Annotated in this window: 9 protein-coding genes and 1 tRNA gene; 3 read left to right on the top strand and 7 right to left on the bottom strand. The window is 66.3% G+C overall.

The genetic code is table 11. The features are described from left to right. Nucleotides 1–32: 32 nt before the first annotated feature. Complete coding sequence (putA, locus tag SMCB_RS04835; protein WP_082027240.1) at nucleotides 33–3,812, bottom strand: trifunctional transcriptional regulator/proline dehydrogenase/L-glutamate gamma-semialdehyde dehydrogenase; 3,780 nt, start codon at nucleotides 3,810–3,812, stop codon at nucleotides 33–35. Between the two features lie 180 nt (nucleotides 3,813–3,992). Between putA and SMCB_RS04840 the strand changes: the two genes are divergently transcribed. Further along, complete coding sequence (locus SMCB_RS04840; protein WP_045535466.1) at nucleotides 3,993–4,652, top strand: NAD(P)H-binding protein; 660 nt, start codon at nucleotides 3,993–3,995, stop codon at nucleotides 4,650–4,652. Between the two features lie 104 nt (nucleotides 4,653–4,756). Here the strand turns inward: SMCB_RS04840 and SMCB_RS04845 are convergent. Continuing rightward, nucleotides 4,757–4,833: transfer RNA gene (locus tag SMCB_RS04845), tRNA-Arg, on the bottom strand. A gap of 194 nt (nucleotides 4,834–5,027) precedes the next feature. Here SMCB_RS04845 and SMCB_RS04850 point away from each other — a divergent pair. Continuing rightward, nucleotides 5,028–5,927, top strand: coding sequence for a recombination-associated protein RdgC (locus SMCB_RS04850; protein WP_034114368.1), 900 nt, complete (start codon nucleotides 5,028–5,030; stop codon nucleotides 5,925–5,927). Nucleotides 5,928–5,932: 5 nt separating this feature from the next. On the opposite strand, the gene coaBC is transcribed toward SMCB_RS04850, so the two are convergent. From coaBC to aceE, 5 genes are all read right to left on the bottom strand, one after another. Continuing rightward, nucleotides 5,933–7,189, bottom strand: coding sequence for a bifunctional phosphopantothenoylcysteine decarboxylase/phosphopantothenate--cysteine ligase CoaBC (coaBC, locus tag SMCB_RS04855; protein ID WP_045535471.1), 1,257 nt, complete (start codon nucleotides 7,187–7,189; stop codon nucleotides 5,933–5,935). Between the two features lie 51 nt (nucleotides 7,190–7,240). Next, the gene (locus SMCB_RS04860; protein ID WP_045535473.1) at nucleotides 7,241–8,749 is read right to left on the bottom strand and encodes an amidase; all 1,509 of its coding nucleotides are present in this window, start codon (nucleotides 8,747–8,749) and stop codon (nucleotides 7,241–7,243) included. A 118-nt stretch (nucleotides 8,750–8,867) separates the two neighbouring features. Next, the gene (lpdA, locus tag SMCB_RS04865; RefSeq protein ID WP_231851253.1) at nucleotides 8,868–10,367 is read right to left on the bottom strand and encodes a dihydrolipoyl dehydrogenase; all 1,500 of its coding nucleotides are present in this window, start codon (nucleotides 10,365–10,367) and stop codon (nucleotides 8,868–8,870) included. Between the two features lie 12 nt (nucleotides 10,368–10,379). Continuing rightward, entirely contained in the window at nucleotides 10,380–11,741 is a 1,362-nt protein-coding gene (gene aceF, locus SMCB_RS04870) for a dihydrolipoyllysine-residue acetyltransferase (protein ID WP_082027241.1), read from the bottom strand. A gap of 21 nt (nucleotides 11,742–11,762) precedes the next feature. Then, the gene (gene aceE, locus SMCB_RS04875) at nucleotides 11,763–14,483 is read right to left on the bottom strand and encodes a pyruvate dehydrogenase (acetyl-transferring), homodimeric type (protein ID WP_045535475.1); all 2,721 of its coding nucleotides are present in this window, start codon (nucleotides 14,481–14,483) and stop codon (nucleotides 11,763–11,765) included. A 219-nt stretch (nucleotides 14,484–14,702) separates the two neighbouring features. Here aceE and SMCB_RS04880 point away from each other — a divergent pair, with 219 nt between their 5' ends. Further along, nucleotides 14,703–17,213: a PAS domain-containing sensor histidine kinase gene (locus SMCB_RS04880; RefSeq protein WP_045537657.1), complete on the top strand. Its 2,511-nt coding sequence runs from the start codon at nucleotides 14,703–14,705 to the stop codon at nucleotides 17,211–17,213. Nucleotides 17,214–17,245: the final 32 nt, after the last annotated feature.

Here is a 17,245-nt window from a genome sequence, read left to right on the forward strand (position 1 = left end):
CCTTGGCGGCGTGCCCGTGTGCCCCAGCCCAATCATCCTTGCAAATTCATCAGGCTGGCATTGCCTCCGGCGGCGGCGGTGTTGGTGCTGATGCTGCGCTCAGTCAGCAGGGGCATCAAGGTCACGTGTGGATCGCCTGGGCGCATGACCGTCAGCGTCACGATCGGACCCTGCCGGCGCGCTAGGTCGGCGGCAGCCTGCAGGCGGCTGGGCTCATCCGCATGGATCAGGGCCGCTTCCACCGCTTCGTTGTGCGGGTCTGGCGAGAGGTCGATGCATCTTTGCACCGCTTCCGGCAATGCGGCTTTTAAACTGTGCCCCGATTCGGCCCACACAGCCCGACTGCCCACCGCCAAAACCGCTGCCAGCTGCGTCAACCGATCCTCGTCTGCCTGTGGCTGCTGGCCCGTGAGGCACAGCACACGCCCGCGAGCCTGCACGCGGTAGAGATTGCGTTCGCCGGTGGGGCCGTTTAGCACCGCCTCCATGCCGGCGGGATTGTGTGCCTCAAATCGGTCGCAGGCGTGCGCTAGGGTCAATCGGCCTTGGGCCAGCGCCCAGTCGCGCAGGCTCTGCAACGCAGGAGCGGCCTGAGGCCTTGCCAGAACAGCGCCGCTGCTCTGCACGCTGCGCAAGGCGGCGTCTTCCGGGCTGCGCGCTAGCAGGCGCAGCAGATACAGCGGCCCGCCGGCCTTCGGGCCTGTGCCCGATAACCCTTCGCCGCCGAACGGCTGCACCCCCACCACGGCCCCGACCATGTTGCGGTTCACATACACGTTGCCCGCGTGGCTCAAGCCCTGCACCAGTTCAATGGTCTCCTGAATGCGCGAATGCACGCCCAAAGTCAGGGCATAGCCCGTGGCGTTGATGGTCTGGAGCAACTGCTGCAAGTCTGTCCGGGCATAGCGCAGCACATGCAGCACGGGCCCAAACACTTCGTGCTCGAGATCGATCAAGCGGTTGATCTCGATCAGCGTGGGCGGCACCCAGGTGCCGATCGGGGTATCGCTCGAGGGATGCAAAATGCGGTGCACGCGGCGCCCTTTGGCCTGCATCTGGGCCACGTGCGCCTCGATGCCGTCGCGTGCCCGGGCGTCGATCACCGGGCCCATGTCGGTGTGCAGCTGCGCTGGTGGCCCCAGGCGAATTTCGGCCATGGCCCCTTTGAGCATGGCCATCAGCCGCTCGGCCACCTCGTCTTGCACACACAGCACGCGCAAGGCTGAGCAGCGTTGGCCCGCAGCCTCAAAAGCGCTGGCCAGCGCATCTTGCACCACCTGCTCCAGCAAGGCCGATGAATCGACGATCATGCAGTTCTGGCCTCCGGTTTCGGCGATCAGCGGCACGGCTTGCCCGTGCGCGTTCAGGCGCAGCGCCAACGTTGCGTTCAACACGCGTGCGGTTTGGGTGGAGCCGGTGAACAGCACGCCTTGAACACGGGCGTCCTGAACCAGTTGCATGCCGACTTCTGAGCCGCGTCCGGGCAACAACTGCAATGCCGCCCGCGGAATCCCCGCCTGCCAAAGCATTTCGACGGCCAAGGCGCCGATGGCGGGGGTGCTTTCAGCCGGTTTGGCCAGCACCACATTGCCGGCCGCCAACGCTGCGGCCACTTGGCCTACGAAGATGGCCAAGGGAAAGTTCCAGGGGCTGATGCACACCACCGGGCCCAGGGCCTGGTGGGTGCGGTGGTCAAAGTCGCGGCGCACCTGAGCGGCGTAGTAGCGCAGAAAATCCACCGCTTCGCGCACCTCGGCTGCGGCGTGGCTCCAGGTTTTGCCTGCTTCGCGCACCAGCAGGGACATGCAGTGCGGGGCGTGGGCTTGCAGCAGCTGCGCGGCTTGCTCCAGCGTTTCGGCACGCTGTGCCGCAGGCACAGCAGACCACAGCGGCGCTTGTGCCTGCGCAGCCTGCAAAGCCGCGTCGACATCGGCGGCGCTGGCGTACTGCACGGTGCCCAGCAGGTCCGCGTGGTCGGCCGGATTGTGCAGGGTATGCATCGCCGCCCCTTTGGCTGGCACGGCCAGCATGGGGCCTACCCTGAATGGGCCCACATGCTGCTGCATTTGCTGGGTGAGCAAGCGCAGGGTGGGTTCATCGGCCAAGTCGGTGCCAATCGAGTTGAGGCGCACCGTGCCATACAGGGCACCGGGCAAGGGCAGCTGCGGATGCGGCTCGCCGGGGCATCGGCCTTCACTCAAAGCGTCCTGCTTCATGCGCGCAACCGGATCCTGCACCAGATCGTCGATGGACACCTTCGGGTCGGCCATGCGGTGGACAAAGGAGCTGTTGGCGCCGTTCTCGAGCAGTCGGCGCACCAGGTAGGCCAGGAGGGTTTCGTGCGTGCCGACAGGGGCGTAGATGCGACAAGGCCGATCCAGCTTGGCCGCCCCAACCACCTGCTGGTACAGCGGCTCCCCCATCCCGTGCAGGCACTGAAACTCGTACTGACCCGCTGCGTAATCACCGAGCTGGGCTTGGGCCAAGTGCACGATGGCGGCCAAAGTGTGCGCGTTGTGGGTGGCAAATTGCGGGTACACCGCATCGGGGGCCGCCAACAGTTTGCGCGCGCAGGCTAGGTAAGCCACGTCGGTGTGGTGCTTGCGGGTGTAAACCGGGTAATCGCTCTGGCCCTCCACTTGGGCGCGCTTGATCTCACTGTCCCAGTAGGCGCCTTTGACCAAGCGCACCATCAGGCGATGCGCTGTGCGCCGCGCCAGATCGACCAAAAAGTCGATGACCAAAGGGCAGCGCTTTTGGTAGGCCTGGATCACGAAACCCATGCCCTGCCAGCCCCTCAGGCTGGGCGCTAGGCAGAGTGCCTCGAGCAGATCGAGCGACAGGTCGAGCCGATCGGCTTCTTCGGCATCGATGTTCAGGCCCAGGTCGTAACGGCACGCCAGTTCGGCCAGTTGCAGCACACGCGGCAGCAGCTCTGCCATCACCCGCGCCCGCTGGGCACGGCTGTAGCGGGGGTGCAGGGCCGAGAGCTTGATCGAAATGCCGGGTGAATTTAGTACCCCTTGCACCCTTTGCCCATTGGATGCCCGACCAATGGCGTGAATGGCGTGCAGGTACGACTGAAAATAGCGCTGCGCGTCGTCGGCCGTCAGGGCCGCCTCACCCAGCATGTCGTAGGAATAGCGAAAGCCCTTGGCCTCCATGCTGCGTGCACGGTGCAGCGCTTGGTCGATCGTTTCGCCGATAACGAACTGCTCACCCAGCATCTGCATGGCCAGCTGCACAGCCTGGCGGATCAAAGGCTCACCGCTCTTGACGACCAAGCGCCTGAGCGCGCCCAGCAACTGGCCTTCGCTGTGTGTGGCGACCCACTTACCGGTGAGCACAAGGCCCCATGAAGCGGCGTTGACGAACAACGAGTCGCTGCGGCCCAAATGCAGGTGCCAGTCGCCATGGCCCATCTTGTCGCGAATGAGCGCGCTGCGCGTGGCGGCATCGGGTATGCGCAGCAGCGCTTCTGCCAGGCACATCAGGGCCACGCCTTCATCGCTCGACAAGGCATATGCTTGCATCAGGCTTTGCACGCGACCGGCGCGGCCACCCCGGGCCGCTCCTTCGCGCAGACCCGTGACCAGTTGGCGCGCCAGCGCGTGGGTGTGCAGCGCCCGATCGGCGTCAAGCTGCGCAGCCGCCATCAAAGGGGCCATCGCTTCGGCTTCGGGCAAACGGTGGGCCTGGTCGATGGCCTCGCGCAGAGGGCTGCGCTCTTTGGGCGCTGCGCTGGCGCTAAACTGCGCACCGCACGGCAGCGGTCGGCTCAAGGGGTCTGGGTTGCGATTTGAGGTCTTCATGTTTGGCCGCTTTTTTACGGGGAGCAGGTCACCTCTCTGATCCCAGAATCTGGCTATTCTGCCCAGAACGGCTGGTGTGGTCAAAAGGGGGCGGGTCAAGTGCTGCCGCCCAAGCTCTTAGGAAAAAATCGATTACCCTCCAACCCTCAGGACGTCTGGGAAACACTGGTAAGGCAGGTCATGGCCTCGGCATTTATACGCAGAAAAGTCGTGCTCGCAGGCGCCACCGGCCTGATTGGCGGTTATTTGCTGGATATGCTACTGGCTGAGGATAGCGTTGCAGAAGTCCATGCCCTGGTTCGACGCCCGTTGAAGGTCTCGCATCCCAGGCTCCACTGCCATCGGGTCGATTTCACTGCACTGCCCGAACTGCCCCCGATCGACGAAGCCTATCTGGCACTGGGCACCACCCTCAAGGTGGCGGGCAGCCGTGAGGCATTTCGTGCGGTCGATCTGCAGGCGAATCTGGCGGTGGCCATGGCGGCTGTGCGGGCGGGTGCCCGCCGCATCGGCCTGGTCAGCGCTGCCGGCGCCAACGCCCAGTCGTCCGTCTTTTACAACCGGGTCAAGGGGGAGCTTGAAGAGGCGCTCAAGTCGCTGGAACTGGAGGCGCTGGTCATTGCTCGCCCATCCTTGCTGCTCGACAGCCGGGCACACCTGGGGCAACCGCCACGGTTGGCGGAATCCGTGGCCATTCCTATGGCGCGGCTCATCGCACCTTTGATACCCGGCGCGTACCGGCCCATTCATGGGAAAGACGTCGCCCGTGCGTTGCTGCGATCAGTGCTCACTGCAAAGGGTGCACACGTTCTGACTTCGGGGGATATGGTGGGGCGTTGACGGGTTTGACCAGCCTAAAGAACACGCGCTTTGTCGCAGTGTGATGCAGCAGGGGCCAAAAACTGAAAAACCCCACCCTGTTTCCAGAGTGAGGTTTCATGTTTTGGTGCGGCTGGCAGGATTCGAACCCACGACCCCTTGGTTCGTAGCCAAGTACTCTATCCAACTGAGCTACAGCCGCTTGCTGAAGCCCGAATTCTATGCCAACTTCGGGCCGGTTTTGTGCGCGAGGCAGAAAAAATCTCTTCCTTGGGCTCTCGTGGGCCGCAGCCAAGGCGGGCTGACCGAACGCTGTGGGCTTGTACTAAAATGCAGCAGAGCTTGCAAAATCATTGTTAGCATTTTAATCCAAAATTCGTACATCTGCCGCGCACCGTGTTCAAACAACTCACCCTCTACCTTCTCGACCCGCAAACGCTGCCCCCGCTCGAGACCATGGAGCAAGCGCTGTCCGCTGCGCCTTTTGTGCCCTGCTTGGCCAGCCAAGAGCACTCGATCGGCTGGGTGCCGCCGCGCGGCAAAGAGCATGGGGCGCTGGTGGAACTAATCAATGGCCAGCGCCTGCTGCGGCTGCAAAGCGAGAGCAAGCGCGTGCCCGGCGCGGTGGTGCAGCGCCACCTCGACGAGCGGCTGCAGCAGATCGAGGCCCGCGAAGGACGCCAGCCGGGGCGGCGCGAGCAGCGCCAGCTGCGCGACGAGATCGTGCAGCAACTGTTGCCCATGGCTTTTGCCCAGAGCCGCAACGTCATGCTGTGGATCGACCCGGTAAACGGCCGGTTGGCCCTAGACAGCAGCAGCAATGCGCGCTGCGACGAGGCCATCAGCACGCTGCTCAAATCGTTTACGGGCTTGCAGCCCAAGCCTTGGAACACCCAGCTGTCGCCCCAAGTGGCGATGACCAATTGGCTGAGCGGCGGCGCCGACGACTGGCCGCCCCAGTTTGCCCCCGGGCAGGAGGTGGAGCTCAAGGCGGCCGACGAGCAAAAGGCCGCCGTCAAGTTCACCCGCCACCCGCTCGACGACGAGCAGATGCGCCTGCACATCGGCCAAGGCAAGCTGCCCACCAAGCTGGCGCTGGATTGGGAGGGACGGGTGCGCTTCGTGCTGGCCGAGAGCGGCAGCCTGAGCAAGATCGAATTCCTAGACGGCGTTTTTGCCGAGCACGGCCAAGCCGAAGAAGAAGGCGGCTTCGACGCCGACGCCACCATCGCCACCGCCGAACTCAGCGCCCTGATCGGCGACCTCACCCAGGCCCTAGGGGGCTTGCAGGCTTGATCTGATCAAGCTTGGGTGCCTGGCTCCTCGTGCCCGGCCTGATGTTCATCCCGCCCTAAGCGCCGTGCGATTTCGGCCACCAGGGTGCGCGCCAGCTGCAGCTTCGGGCCAGCGGGCAGGGCTTGGCTGCCTTGCTCGTCGAGCAGCAGCAGGGCGTTGTCGTCGCGGCCAAAGGTGGCTGGGCCGATGTTGCCCACCAGCAGCGGCACGCCCTTGCGCCGCCGTTTGGCCTCGGCGTGGGTGTGCAGGTCGTGGCTTTCGGCGGCAAAGCCGACGCAGTACAGTTGCCCGGCCCGGGCGCGCGGGCTGGCTGCTGCTTGGGCCAGGATGTCGGGGTTTTCTACAAACGCTAGGCTGGGTGGCTGGCCGCTGCCGTCTTTCTTGATTTTTTGCTCGGCGCTGTGCGCGGGCCGCCAATCGGCCACGGCGGCGGCGGCCACGAACACGCTGGCCCAATCCAGCTCGGCTTGCACCGCGGCCTGCATTTGCAGCGCCGACTGCACGTCGCAGCGGCGCACGCCCAGCGGCGTGGGCAAATGCACCGGCCCGGCCACCAGCCGCACCTCGGCCCCGGCTTCGCGGGCGGCGCGGGCGATGGCAAAACCCATCTTGCCCGACGAATGGTTGGTGATGCCGCGCACCGGGTCGATGGCCTCGAAGGTGGGGCCGGCGGTGACCAGCACCCGCTGCCCGGCCAGGCACTGGGGCTGAAACTGCGCTTGCAGCAGCGCCAGCAGTTGCTCGGGCTCGAGCATGCGGCCATCGCCGCTCTCGCCGCAGGCTTGCTCGCCCTGCCCCACCGGCCACACGTGGGCGCCGTCGGCGCGCAGTTGCGCCAAGTTGCGCTGCGTGGCCGGGTGCGCCCACATCTCGCGGTTCATGGCCGGGGCCAGCAGCAAGGGCACACGCTCGGCCGGCCGCGCCAAGCACAGCAGCGTCAGCAAATCGTCGGCGCGACCCTGCGCCAGCTTGGCCAGCAAATCGGCGCTGGCGGGGGCGATCAAAATGGCGTCGGCTGCGCGCCCGAGGTTGATGTGCGGCATCTGGTTGGGCTCGCGCGCGTCCCACTGGCTGCTGTAAACCGGGCGGTTGCTGAGCGCTTGCAGCGTGGTCGGGGTGATGAACTGGCAGGCGGCATCGCTCATCACCACCTGCACCGTGGCCCCGTCTTTGACCAGCAGCCGGCACAGCTCGGCCGCCTTGTAGCAGGCGATGCCGCCCGAGAGCCCCAAGACGATGTGTTTGCCGGCAAGGTCGTTCATGGGCGCGACTGTACACCAGCGCGCCGCGGCACCGATGCCTTAAACCGAGATTCAAAGCGCCGCCAGCAACGGCGGCCGCCGCTGGCGCCACGGCAGTTCGCGCTCCAGCTGGCCGGCCAGCCGCAGCAGGCAGGCTTCGTCGAGGTAGCGGGCGGTGAACATCAGGCCGATCGGCAGCCCGGTGCTGCTGTGCTGCAAGGGCAGCGAGAGGCTGGGGTTGCCGGTGAGGTTGGCCAGCGGCGGGGCGGCGACCCAGTCGAAGTTTTTTTGCACCAAGGTGGGCAGCAGGGTGTCGAGCAGCCGCGTCAGCGGCCCCAAGCCGGTGTAGGTGGCCAAGGTGGCGGCGAACTGGTCGAGTCCGCGCAACTGGAATTCGCCGTGCGGCACCGGGGGCTTGGCCAGCGTGGGCGTGAGGAACACATCAAAGCCCTGCATGAAGCGCTCGAACAGGTAGCGCTGGCGATGCAGGTCGCGCGCCACCAGCTCCAGCCGGGCGCTGGACAGGGATTCGCCAAAGCGCGACAGCAACCAAGTTGCAGGCTCGAAATCGTCTGGCCGCAAGCGCCGGCCCAGCAGGCGGCGCGCTTCACGCAGGTCGGTGGCGGCGGCGCACATCACGCGCAACAGGTAGGCTGGACCCACCACGTGGCGCTCGATCGGCGGCTGTGCCTGCACCAGCTCGTGCCCGAGGGCCTGCAACTGCGCCACCGTTTGCTGCAAGGCGCGGCGGCATTCGGCGCTGAGCTCGCCCGAGCGCATCAGGGGTTGCTCGCACCAAGCGATGCGCAGCCTGCCCGGCGGCTGCGTCACTTCCTGCAAAAAGGGCCGCGCCGGCACCGGCGCGGTGTAGGGGCAGCCCAAGTCTGGGCCGCTGGTGGCGTCGAGCGCGGCAGCGCTGTCGCGCACACTTAAGGAGATGACGCCCTCTTGCACCTGCCCGAACCAAGGCTCGCCCACCAGCGGCCCGTAGGGGTTGCGCCCGCGCGAGGGCTTGAGCCCCACCACGCCGCAGGCCGCAGCCGGGATGCGCAGCGAACCGCCGCCGTCGCCGCCGCTGGCCATGGGGACGATGCGCGCCGCCACCGCCGCCCCAGAGCCACCGCTGGAGCCGCCCGCCGAGCGCTGCAAATCCCAAGGGTTGCGCGTGATGCCGTGCAGCACAGATTCGGTGCTGCCTAGGTAGCCGTTTTCGGGGCAACTGGTCTTGCCAAAAATCACCAGCCCAGCGGCCTTGAAGCGCCGCACCATTTCGCTGTCGTCATCTGGCACGTAGTGGCGCAAGGCGCGGCTGCCGTGCGTCAGCGGCACGCCGGCATAGGCAGCAAGCAGGTCTTTGAGCAAGAACGGCACCCCCGTGAACGGCCCCTGCGGCAACCCGGCCTCGATGGCGCGCCAAGCCAGTTCGTCCATATTCAGCACCACCGCATTGAGCTGCGGGTTGAGCGCGTCGCGGCGGCGGATGGCTTCGTCGAGCAAATCGCGCGCGCTCACCGCGCCCTGGCGCACCAGTTCGGCTAAGCCAAGGGCGTCGTGCTGGTCGTAGTCGGCAAAGCTGGGCATGGTCGGTTCTTCCTTGGATCTGCACAACAAAAAAACCGGCGGCTGACCTGCACCCGCACGGCGAAGCAAGGCAGCAGCGGCACCACGCCAAGCCGCAGCCCCTAGGCCACCACCACCCCTAGCGGCGCTGCGGCGGCAAATCGGTGCAACTGCCGTGCGCGGCTTCGGCCGCCAGACCGACAGACTCGCCCAGCGTGGGGTGCGGGTGGATGGTTTTGCCGATGTCTATGGCGTCGGCGCCCATTTCGATCGCCAGCGCGACTTCGCCGATCAAATCGCCGGCGTGGCGCCCGACGATGCCGCCGCCCAAGATGCGGCCGTGGCCAGCGGCTTCGGGGCGGTCGTCGAACAGCAGCTTGGTGAAGCCCTGCTCGCAGCCGTTGGCCAAGGCGCGCCCGGAAGCGCTCCACGGAAACAAGCCCTTGCGCACCGCGATGCCCTGCGCCTTGGCCTGCTCTTCGGTCAGGCCCACCCAAGCCAGCTCGGGGTCGGTGTAGGCCACGCTGGGGATCACGCGGGCATCGAAAGCCGCGCGCGCCAGATCGGCGCGGCCCAGCAATTCGCCCGCCACCACCTCGGCCGCCACGTGCGCCTCGTGCACCGCCTTGTGCGCCAGCATCGGTTGGCCGACCACGTCGCCGATGGCGAAGATGTGGGGCACGTTGCTGCGCATCTGCGCATCGACTTCGATGAAGCCGCGCCCGTTCACGGCCACGCCGGCGCGCTCGGCGGCGATCTTTTTGCCGTTGGGTGCGCGGCCCACGGCTTGCAGCACCAAGTCGTACAGGCCTTCGCTTGGGCTGCCGTCTGCGCCCTCGAACTGCACCCGTATGCCCTCGGGTGTGGCTTGCGCGCCCACGGTTTTGGTTTTGAGCAAGATGCGGTCGAAGCGCCCTTGGTTCATCTTCTCCCAGACCTTGACCAGATCGCGGTCGGCGCCCGGCATCAGGCCGTCGAGCATCTCGACCACATCCAGCCGCGCGCCCAGCGCCGAATAGACCGTGCCCATCTCGAGGCCGATGATGCCGCCGCCGATGATCAGCATCTTTTTGGGCACGCCTGGCAGCGCCAGCGCGCCGGTGCTGTCAACCACCCGCGCATCGTCTGGCATGAAGGGCAGGCGCACGGCCTGCGAGCCCACGGCGATGATGCAGCGCTTGAACGACAGCCGTTTTTTGCTGCCGGTCTGCGCTTGGCCGCTGCCGTGGGTTTCCTCCACTTCGATCTGGTGCGGACCGACGAAGGCACCGTAGCCGCGCACGATCTCGACCTTGCGCATTTTGGCCATGGCACCCAGGCCACCGGTGAGCTTGCCGATGACCTTGTCTTTGTGCGCGCGCAGCTTGTCCACGCTCACCGTGGGGGCGGCAAATTCGACCCCGAGCGCGCCCAGATGGCTGGCTTCTTCGAGCACCGCCGCCACGTGCAGCAAGGCCTTGGAGGGGATGCAGCCCACGTTCAGACAGACCCCGCCGAGCTGGGCGTAGCGCTCGACCAGCACCACCTTGAGGCCCAGATCGGCAGCCCGAAAAGCGGCCGAGTAGCCACCCGGGCCCGAGCCCAGCACCAGCAGGTCGCAGTCGAACTCGGTAGGGTTTGGATGTGTTTGATTGGTCATGGCAGGTGGCCCTTAGAGCAGCACGCGGCGGAAGTCGGCCAGAATCTGGCCCAGATAGGCGTTGAAGCGCGCCGCCGCGGCGCCGTCGATGACGCGGTGGTCCCAGGTGAGCGACAGCGGCAGCAGCAGCCGCGGCTCAAATGCCGTGCCGTTCCAGACCGGGCTCAGCTGGCTTTTGCAGACACCCAAAATGGCGACTTCGGGGGCGTTGATGATCGGTGTGAAGTAGCGCCCGCCGATGCCGCCCAAGCTCGAGATGGTGAAGGTGGCGCCGCTCATTTCGGCCGGGCTGAGCTTGCCGTCGCGCGCTTTTTTGGCCAGTTCGGCCATCTCTAGGCTGATTTGCAGCACCCCTTTTTGGTCGGCGTTTTTGAGCACCGGCACCATCAGGCCATTGGGCGTGTCGGCGGCAAAGCCGATGTGCCAGTAGTTTTTGACGATCAGCGCGTCGCCGTCGAGGCTGCTGTTGAAGTCGGGGAATTTTTTCAGCGCCGCCACGCAGGCCTTGATGAGGAAGGCCAGCATGGTGACTTTGACGCCCGATTTTTCGTGCTCGCGGTTGGTGGCGACGCGAAAGGCCTCGAGTTCGGTGATGTCGGCGTCGTCGTGGTTGGTGACGGCCGGGATCATGACGGCGTTGCGCAGCAGGTTGGCGGCGCTGATTTTCTTGATCCGCCCCAGCTCTTTGCGCTCGATGGGGCCAAACTTGGCAAAGTCCACCTTGGGCCAAGGGATCAGGCCCAGCTCGCTGCCAGACGCTCCAGCAGCGGCGCCGCTGCCCGCCAAGGCCGCCCGGCCCGCTAGGGTGTGCTGCTGCCCGGCCATGACGGCGCGGCTAAAGGCTTGCACGTCGGCCAGCGTGATGCGGCCCTTGAGGCCGCTGCCGCTGACCTCGGCCAGCGGCACGCCGAGCTCGCGCGCAAACTTGCGCACCGACGGCGAGGCATGGGGCAGCGCGGCGGTGGCTTGCGTGGGCGCAGCGGCCGGGGCAGTTGAAGGCGCAGGCGCAGGCACGCTGGGCTGCGCGGCTTGCGCCGCTGCCGGCACGACGGCCACGGGCACGGCCACCACCGCCGCAGCAGCGGGCGCAGCGGAAGCAGGCGCAGCAGCAGCGGCAGCAGCCGGCTCCAGCGCACCCTCGGCTTCCAGCTCCAGCAGCACCGAGCCGATGTTCACCTTGTCGCCCAGCGCCACCCTGAGCGCGCGCACCACGCCGGCGTGCGAGCACGGGATTTCCATCGACGCCTTGTCGCTCTCGACCGTGACCAGCGACTGCTCGGCCTTCACGCGGTCGCCTACTTTGACCAGCAGCTCGATCACCGCCACGTCTGTGAAGTCGCCGATGTCGGGGACTTTGACTTCGATCATTGCCATGATGAATGCCTTTCGCGCGCTTCAGGCGTGCAAGGGGTTGATCTTGTTGGCGTCGATGCCGTATTTGGCGATCGCTTCGGCCACTTTGGCGGCGGGCAAAGCGCCCTCCTCGGCCAAGCCCTTGAGCGCGGCGACCACGATGTAGTGGCGGTTGACCTCAAAGTGCTGGCGCAGCTTGCTACGAAAATCGCTGCGGCCAAAGCCGTCGGTGCCCAGCACCTTGTAGCTGCGCCCTTTGGGGATGAAGGCCCGAATCTGCTCGGCGTAGGCTTTCATGTAGTCGGTCGCGGCCACCACCGGGCCGGTGTGCGCGGCCAGCTGCTGCGTCACGAACGCCTGCCGCGGCGCCTCGGTGGGGTGCAACAGGTTCCAGCGCTCGCAGTCTTGGCCCTCGCGCGCCAGCTCGTTGAAGCTCGGGCAGCTCCAGACGTTGGCCGCCACGCCCCAGTCTTGCTCCAGCAGGCGCTGCGCAAACAGGCTTTCGCGCAAAATCGAGCCACAGCCCAGCAACTGCACCCGGGGCGTGAGCTTGGGGCCTTCCTGGCACAGGTACATGCCTTTGAGGATTTGCGCCTCGGTGCCGGGGGTGAGGCCCGGCATGGGGTAGTTTTCGTTCAGCAGCGTGAGGTAGTAAAACACGTTTTCCTGCTGCTCGACCATGCGCTTGAGGCCGTGGTGCAGGATCACCGCCACCTCGTGCGCAAAGCTCGGGTCGTAGCTGATGCAGTTGGGGATGGTACTGGCCAGAATCTGGCTGTGCCCGTCTTCGTGCTGCAAGCCCTCGCCGTTGAGCGTGGTGCGGCCGCTGGTGCCGCCGAGCAAAAAGCCGCGCGCCTGCATATCGCCCGCCGCCCAAGCCAGGTCGCCGATGCGCTGGAAGCCAAACATCGAGTAGTAGATGTAGAACGGCACCATGATGCGGTTGTTGGTGCTGTACGAAGTCGCGGCCGCGATCCAGCTCGCCATGCCGCCGGCTTCGTTGATGCCCTCTTGCAAAATCTGGCCGGCCTTGTCTTCGCGGTAGTACATCACCTGGTCTTTGTCGACCGGGGTGTAGAGCTGGCCTTTGGGGTTGTAGATGCCGATCTGGCGAAACAGCCCCTCCATGCCAAAGGTGCGCGCCTCGTCGACCAAAATCGGCACCACGCGCGGCCCCAGCGCCGCGTCGCGCAGCAGTTGCGTGAGAAAGCGCACGTAGGCCTGGGTGGTGGAAATCTCGCGCCCCTCGGCGGTCGGCTCCAGCACCGCCTTGAAGGTCTCGAGCGCGGGCACGGTGAACTGCTCGCTGCTGCGCTCGCGCCGCTTGGGCAGGTAGCCGCCCAGCGCCTGGCGGCGCTCGTGCAGGTAGCGCATCTCGGGCGTGTCGTCGGCCGGTTTGTAAAACGGGATTTGGGGCAACTCGCTGTCGGGGATGGGGATGTTGAAGCGGTCGCGGAAGGTGCGGATGTCTTCGTCGCTGAGCTTTTTGGTCTGGTGCGCGGTGTTTTTGCCCTCGCCCGACTTGCCCATGCCGTAGCCCTTGACGGTTTTGACCAGCAGCACCGTGGGCTGGCCCTGGTGGTGCTGGGCGCGGTGGAAGGCGGCATAGACCTTGGAGGCGTCGTGGCCGCCACGGCGCAGCGCCGCCACATCGGCGTCGCTCATCTTGGCCACCAGCTCGAGCGCGCGGGGGTCGCGGCCAAAGAAGTTTTTGCGCACAAAGGCGCCGTCGTTGGCCTTGAAGGCCTGGTAGTCGCCGTCCAGCGTGTCCATCATGATCTTGCGCAGGGCGCCGTCTTTGTCGCGCGCCAGCAGCTCGTCCCACTGGCGGCCCCAGAGCAGCTTGATCACGTTCCAGCCCGAGCCGCGAAACTCGCCCTCGAGCTCTTGGATGATCTTGCCGTTGCCGCGCACCGGGCCGTCGAGGCGCTGCAGGTTGCAGTTGACGACAAAGATCAGGTTGTCCAGCCCTTCGCGCGCCGCCAGCCCGATCGCGCCCAGGCTTTCGGGCTCGTCCATCTCGCCGTCGCCACAAAAGGCCCAGACCTTGCGCCGCGCCGTGTCGGCAATGCCGCGCGCGTGCAGGTACTTGAGAAAACGCGCCTGGTAGATCGCCATCAGCGGCCCCAGCCCCATGCTCACGGTCGGGAACTGCCAAAAATCGGGCATCAGCTTGGGGTGCGGGTAGCTCGACAGGCCCTTGCCATCGACCTCTTGGCGGAAGTTGAGCAGTTGCTCCTCGCTGATGCGCCCTTCCATGAAGGCGCGGGCGTAGATGCCGGGCGCGCTGTGGCCCTGCATGTAGAGCAGATCGCCGCCGTGGCTGCCGCCGCTGTCGGTGTCGTCGGCGTGCCAGAAGTGGTTGAAACCCGCCGCCAGCATGTGCGCCATCGACTGGAATGAGCTGATGTGGCCACCCAAATCGCCGCCGTCGGCCGGGTCGAGCCGGTTCGCCTTGACCACCATCGCCATCGCGTTCCAGCGCATGTAGGCGCGCAGCCGCCCCTCGAGCGCCAGCTTGCCGGGGCTGGGCGCTTCTTCGCCCGGCTCGATGGTGTTGACGTAACCGGTGGTGGCCGAAAACGGCAGATCGACGCTGTGCTCGCGCGCCTCTTCGAGCAGCTGCTCGAGCAAAAAGTGGGCGCGCTCGGGGCCCTCGCGCTCGATCACCGCTGTGAGGGCGTCGAGCCATTCGCGCGTTTCTTGGGCGTCGAGGTCGGGCGCGCTGAGCACGCTCTGGGAGGGAGGCAGGGGTTCGGACATGCGGCGTCTCCTGTTTGTGGGCCACTGCGGTGCGCACGATCGTGGCGGGCACCGACGGGTTTATGGTGACACAGGCGCGCGCCACCTCGAACGAAGTGTGGCAGAGTTTGTGGAATTTTTCAAGATACAGATTAACTTTTTGTATTATGAAATTGTGTCCGCGTGCAAACCAGCGAGCAAGCCCCATCCGATGCGGGTTTTCCCATAGACTTGGAGCCAATGACAAGCACACCCAGCTCCCTGATCGCTTCGCTCCGCGCGCGCTGGCGCCCTTGGCGGCGCTGGCAGCGCTGGTGGCAGGGCCTGAGCCCGGCGCACCAAGACCGGATGGTCAGCATCGTGCCCCTGATCTCGGTGCTGCTTTTTTTGGCCGCCATCGCCTCGGCGTTCACCTACTTCACCCGGCTCGAGGCGCAACGCGAGCAGCAAGAGGTGACGCGCGACGTCGAGTACGCGCAGCAGCGCCTGCGGCTGCGCTTGCTCGAGCCGCACGAGCCCTTGCAGCGCATGGCCGCAGAGGTCGTCGGCGGTGAACTCAGCCCCCAGCTGTTTGGCCTCGAAGCCGAGCTGCTGGCCGGGCGCTTTCCCGAGCTGCTGGCGCTGACTTGGCTCGATGCGCGCGACCAAGTGGTATCGGCCCACGCGGCCGTGCAGGCACCGGCGCTGCTCAACCGCAGCGCCGGCCAGCCGGTTTTGGATGTCGACACCGAGGGCGCGCTGGGTGTGGCGCGCACCACCCTGCAGCCACACTTCAGTCGCCCGCTGGGTGGCCCGGGGCCCGACTCGCGCCTGCTGTTGCTGCTGCCGTTGACGCACTTTGGCAGCTTTCAGGGCACTCTGATGGTCGAGTATTCGCTCGAAATGCTGCTGCGGTTGGGGGTGCCTGGCGATGTCCGCACCCGCTACGCGCTGGCGCTGGTCGATTTGAACGGCAACGTGGTGGCCGGCAGCACGCACGAGCTCGACCCAGAGGGCTTGCCGTGGTTGCCTTGGACTGGGCAGCCGCGCAGCGCCCAGCTGGCGGTCACGCCCGTGGGCCCGCACTTGCAGCTGCGCGCCACCAGCTACCGCATCAGCCGCGATGCCGCCGGCGAAGGATTTTTCTGGGTTGTCGGCTCGCTCAGCCTGCTAACCATCTGGATGCTGCTCACCAACCTGCGCCACACCCGGCGCCGGCTGCAGGCGCAGCGTGCCCTGCAGTCCGAGACGCTGTTTCGCCGCGCCATGGAAAACTCCATGCTCACCGGCATGCGCGCGCTCGACCTCAATGGCCGCATCACCTACGTGAACCCGGCTTTTTGTTCGATGACCGGCTGGAACGAGGCCGACTTGGTGGGTGCGCAAGCCCCCTTCCCCTACTGGCCCGCCGCCCATGTGGAAAACCTGCACGCCCGGCTCGACGACGAGCTCAGCGGCCGCACCAACGCCGGGGGCTTCGAGATGCCCGTGCAGCGCAAAGACGGCGGCACTTTTTATGCCCGCATGTACGTCTCGCCGCTGATCGACTCGCAGGGCCAGCAGACCGGCTGGATGACGTCGATGACCGACATCAGCGAACCCAAGCGCGTGCGCGAAGAGCTCGGGGCCTCGTACCGGCGCTTCACCACCGTGCTCGACACGCTCGACCAAGCGGTGTCGGTGGCGCCCTTGAACAGCACCGAACTGCTGTTTGCCAACCGCATGTATCAGACCTGGTTCGGCTCGACCGCCGAAGGGCACCGGCAGCTGATCCAGTTGAGCCAGCGCAGCAGCGCCACCCGCCCGGATGGCGAGGACCACCAGTCCGACGGCCTAGCGGGCTTGCCCACCGACACCCTGTTTGAGGCCACCACCGACCACGCCGAGCTGTTCCTCGACGCCCTCAACAAGTGGCTGGAGGTGCGCTCGCGCTACCTGACCTGGGTCGATGGCCGGCTGGTGCAGATGGTGATCGCCTCCGACATCACGGCGCGCCGGCGCGCCGAGCAGCAAGCCGCCCTGCAGCAAGAGCGCGCCGAGGCCGCCAGCCGCCTGATCACCATGGGCGAGATGGCCTCGAGCGTGGCGCACGAGCTCAACCAGCCCCTGACCGCCATCAACAACTACAGCAGCGGCATGATCGCGCGCTTGCAGCAGCAGCAGATCAGCGAGGCCGAGCTGCTCGAGGTGCTGCAAAAAACCGCCAAACAGGCCCAGCGCGCCGGCCAGATCATCCAGCGCATCCGCGCCTTCGTCAAACGCAGCGAACCCACCCCGATCCCCTCGGACGCGGCGCAGATGGTGGCCAACGCCGTGGAACTGGCCGAAATCGATCTGCGCCGCCACCTGGTGCGCCTCAACACCTACGTGGCGGCGCGCCTGCCGCAGCTGCTGGTGGACCCGATCTTGATCGAGCAGGTGCTCATCAACTTGCTCAAAAACGCCGGCGAAGCCATCATGCAGGCGCAGCGCCCCGTGGGCCAGCGCCAAGTCGAGCTGTGCGTGACGCCGCGCCACGTCGAGGGCCTGCCGGTGGTGGAGTTCAGCGTGCGCGACACCGGCCGCGGCATCCCGCCGGAACGACTCGAACGCATCTACGAGGCCTTTTACAGCACCAAGGCCGAGGGCATGGGGATCGGGCTCAAGCTGTGCCGCTCGATCGTCGAATCGCACCACGGTCGGCTCGAGGCGCACAACCTCTACAATGGGCAGGAAATCATGGGTTGTGAGTTCAGCTTCTGGCTCCCCTCGCTGACTGCGCTCAAATCCTGATGCACCCAGGCCAGGGCCCGCCGCCGGGCCTA

Source organism: Serpentinimonas maccroryi, from assembly GCF_000828915.1.
Taxonomy (GTDB): Bacteria; Pseudomonadota; Gammaproteobacteria; order Burkholderiales; family Burkholderiaceae_C; genus Serpentinimonas; species Serpentinimonas maccroryi.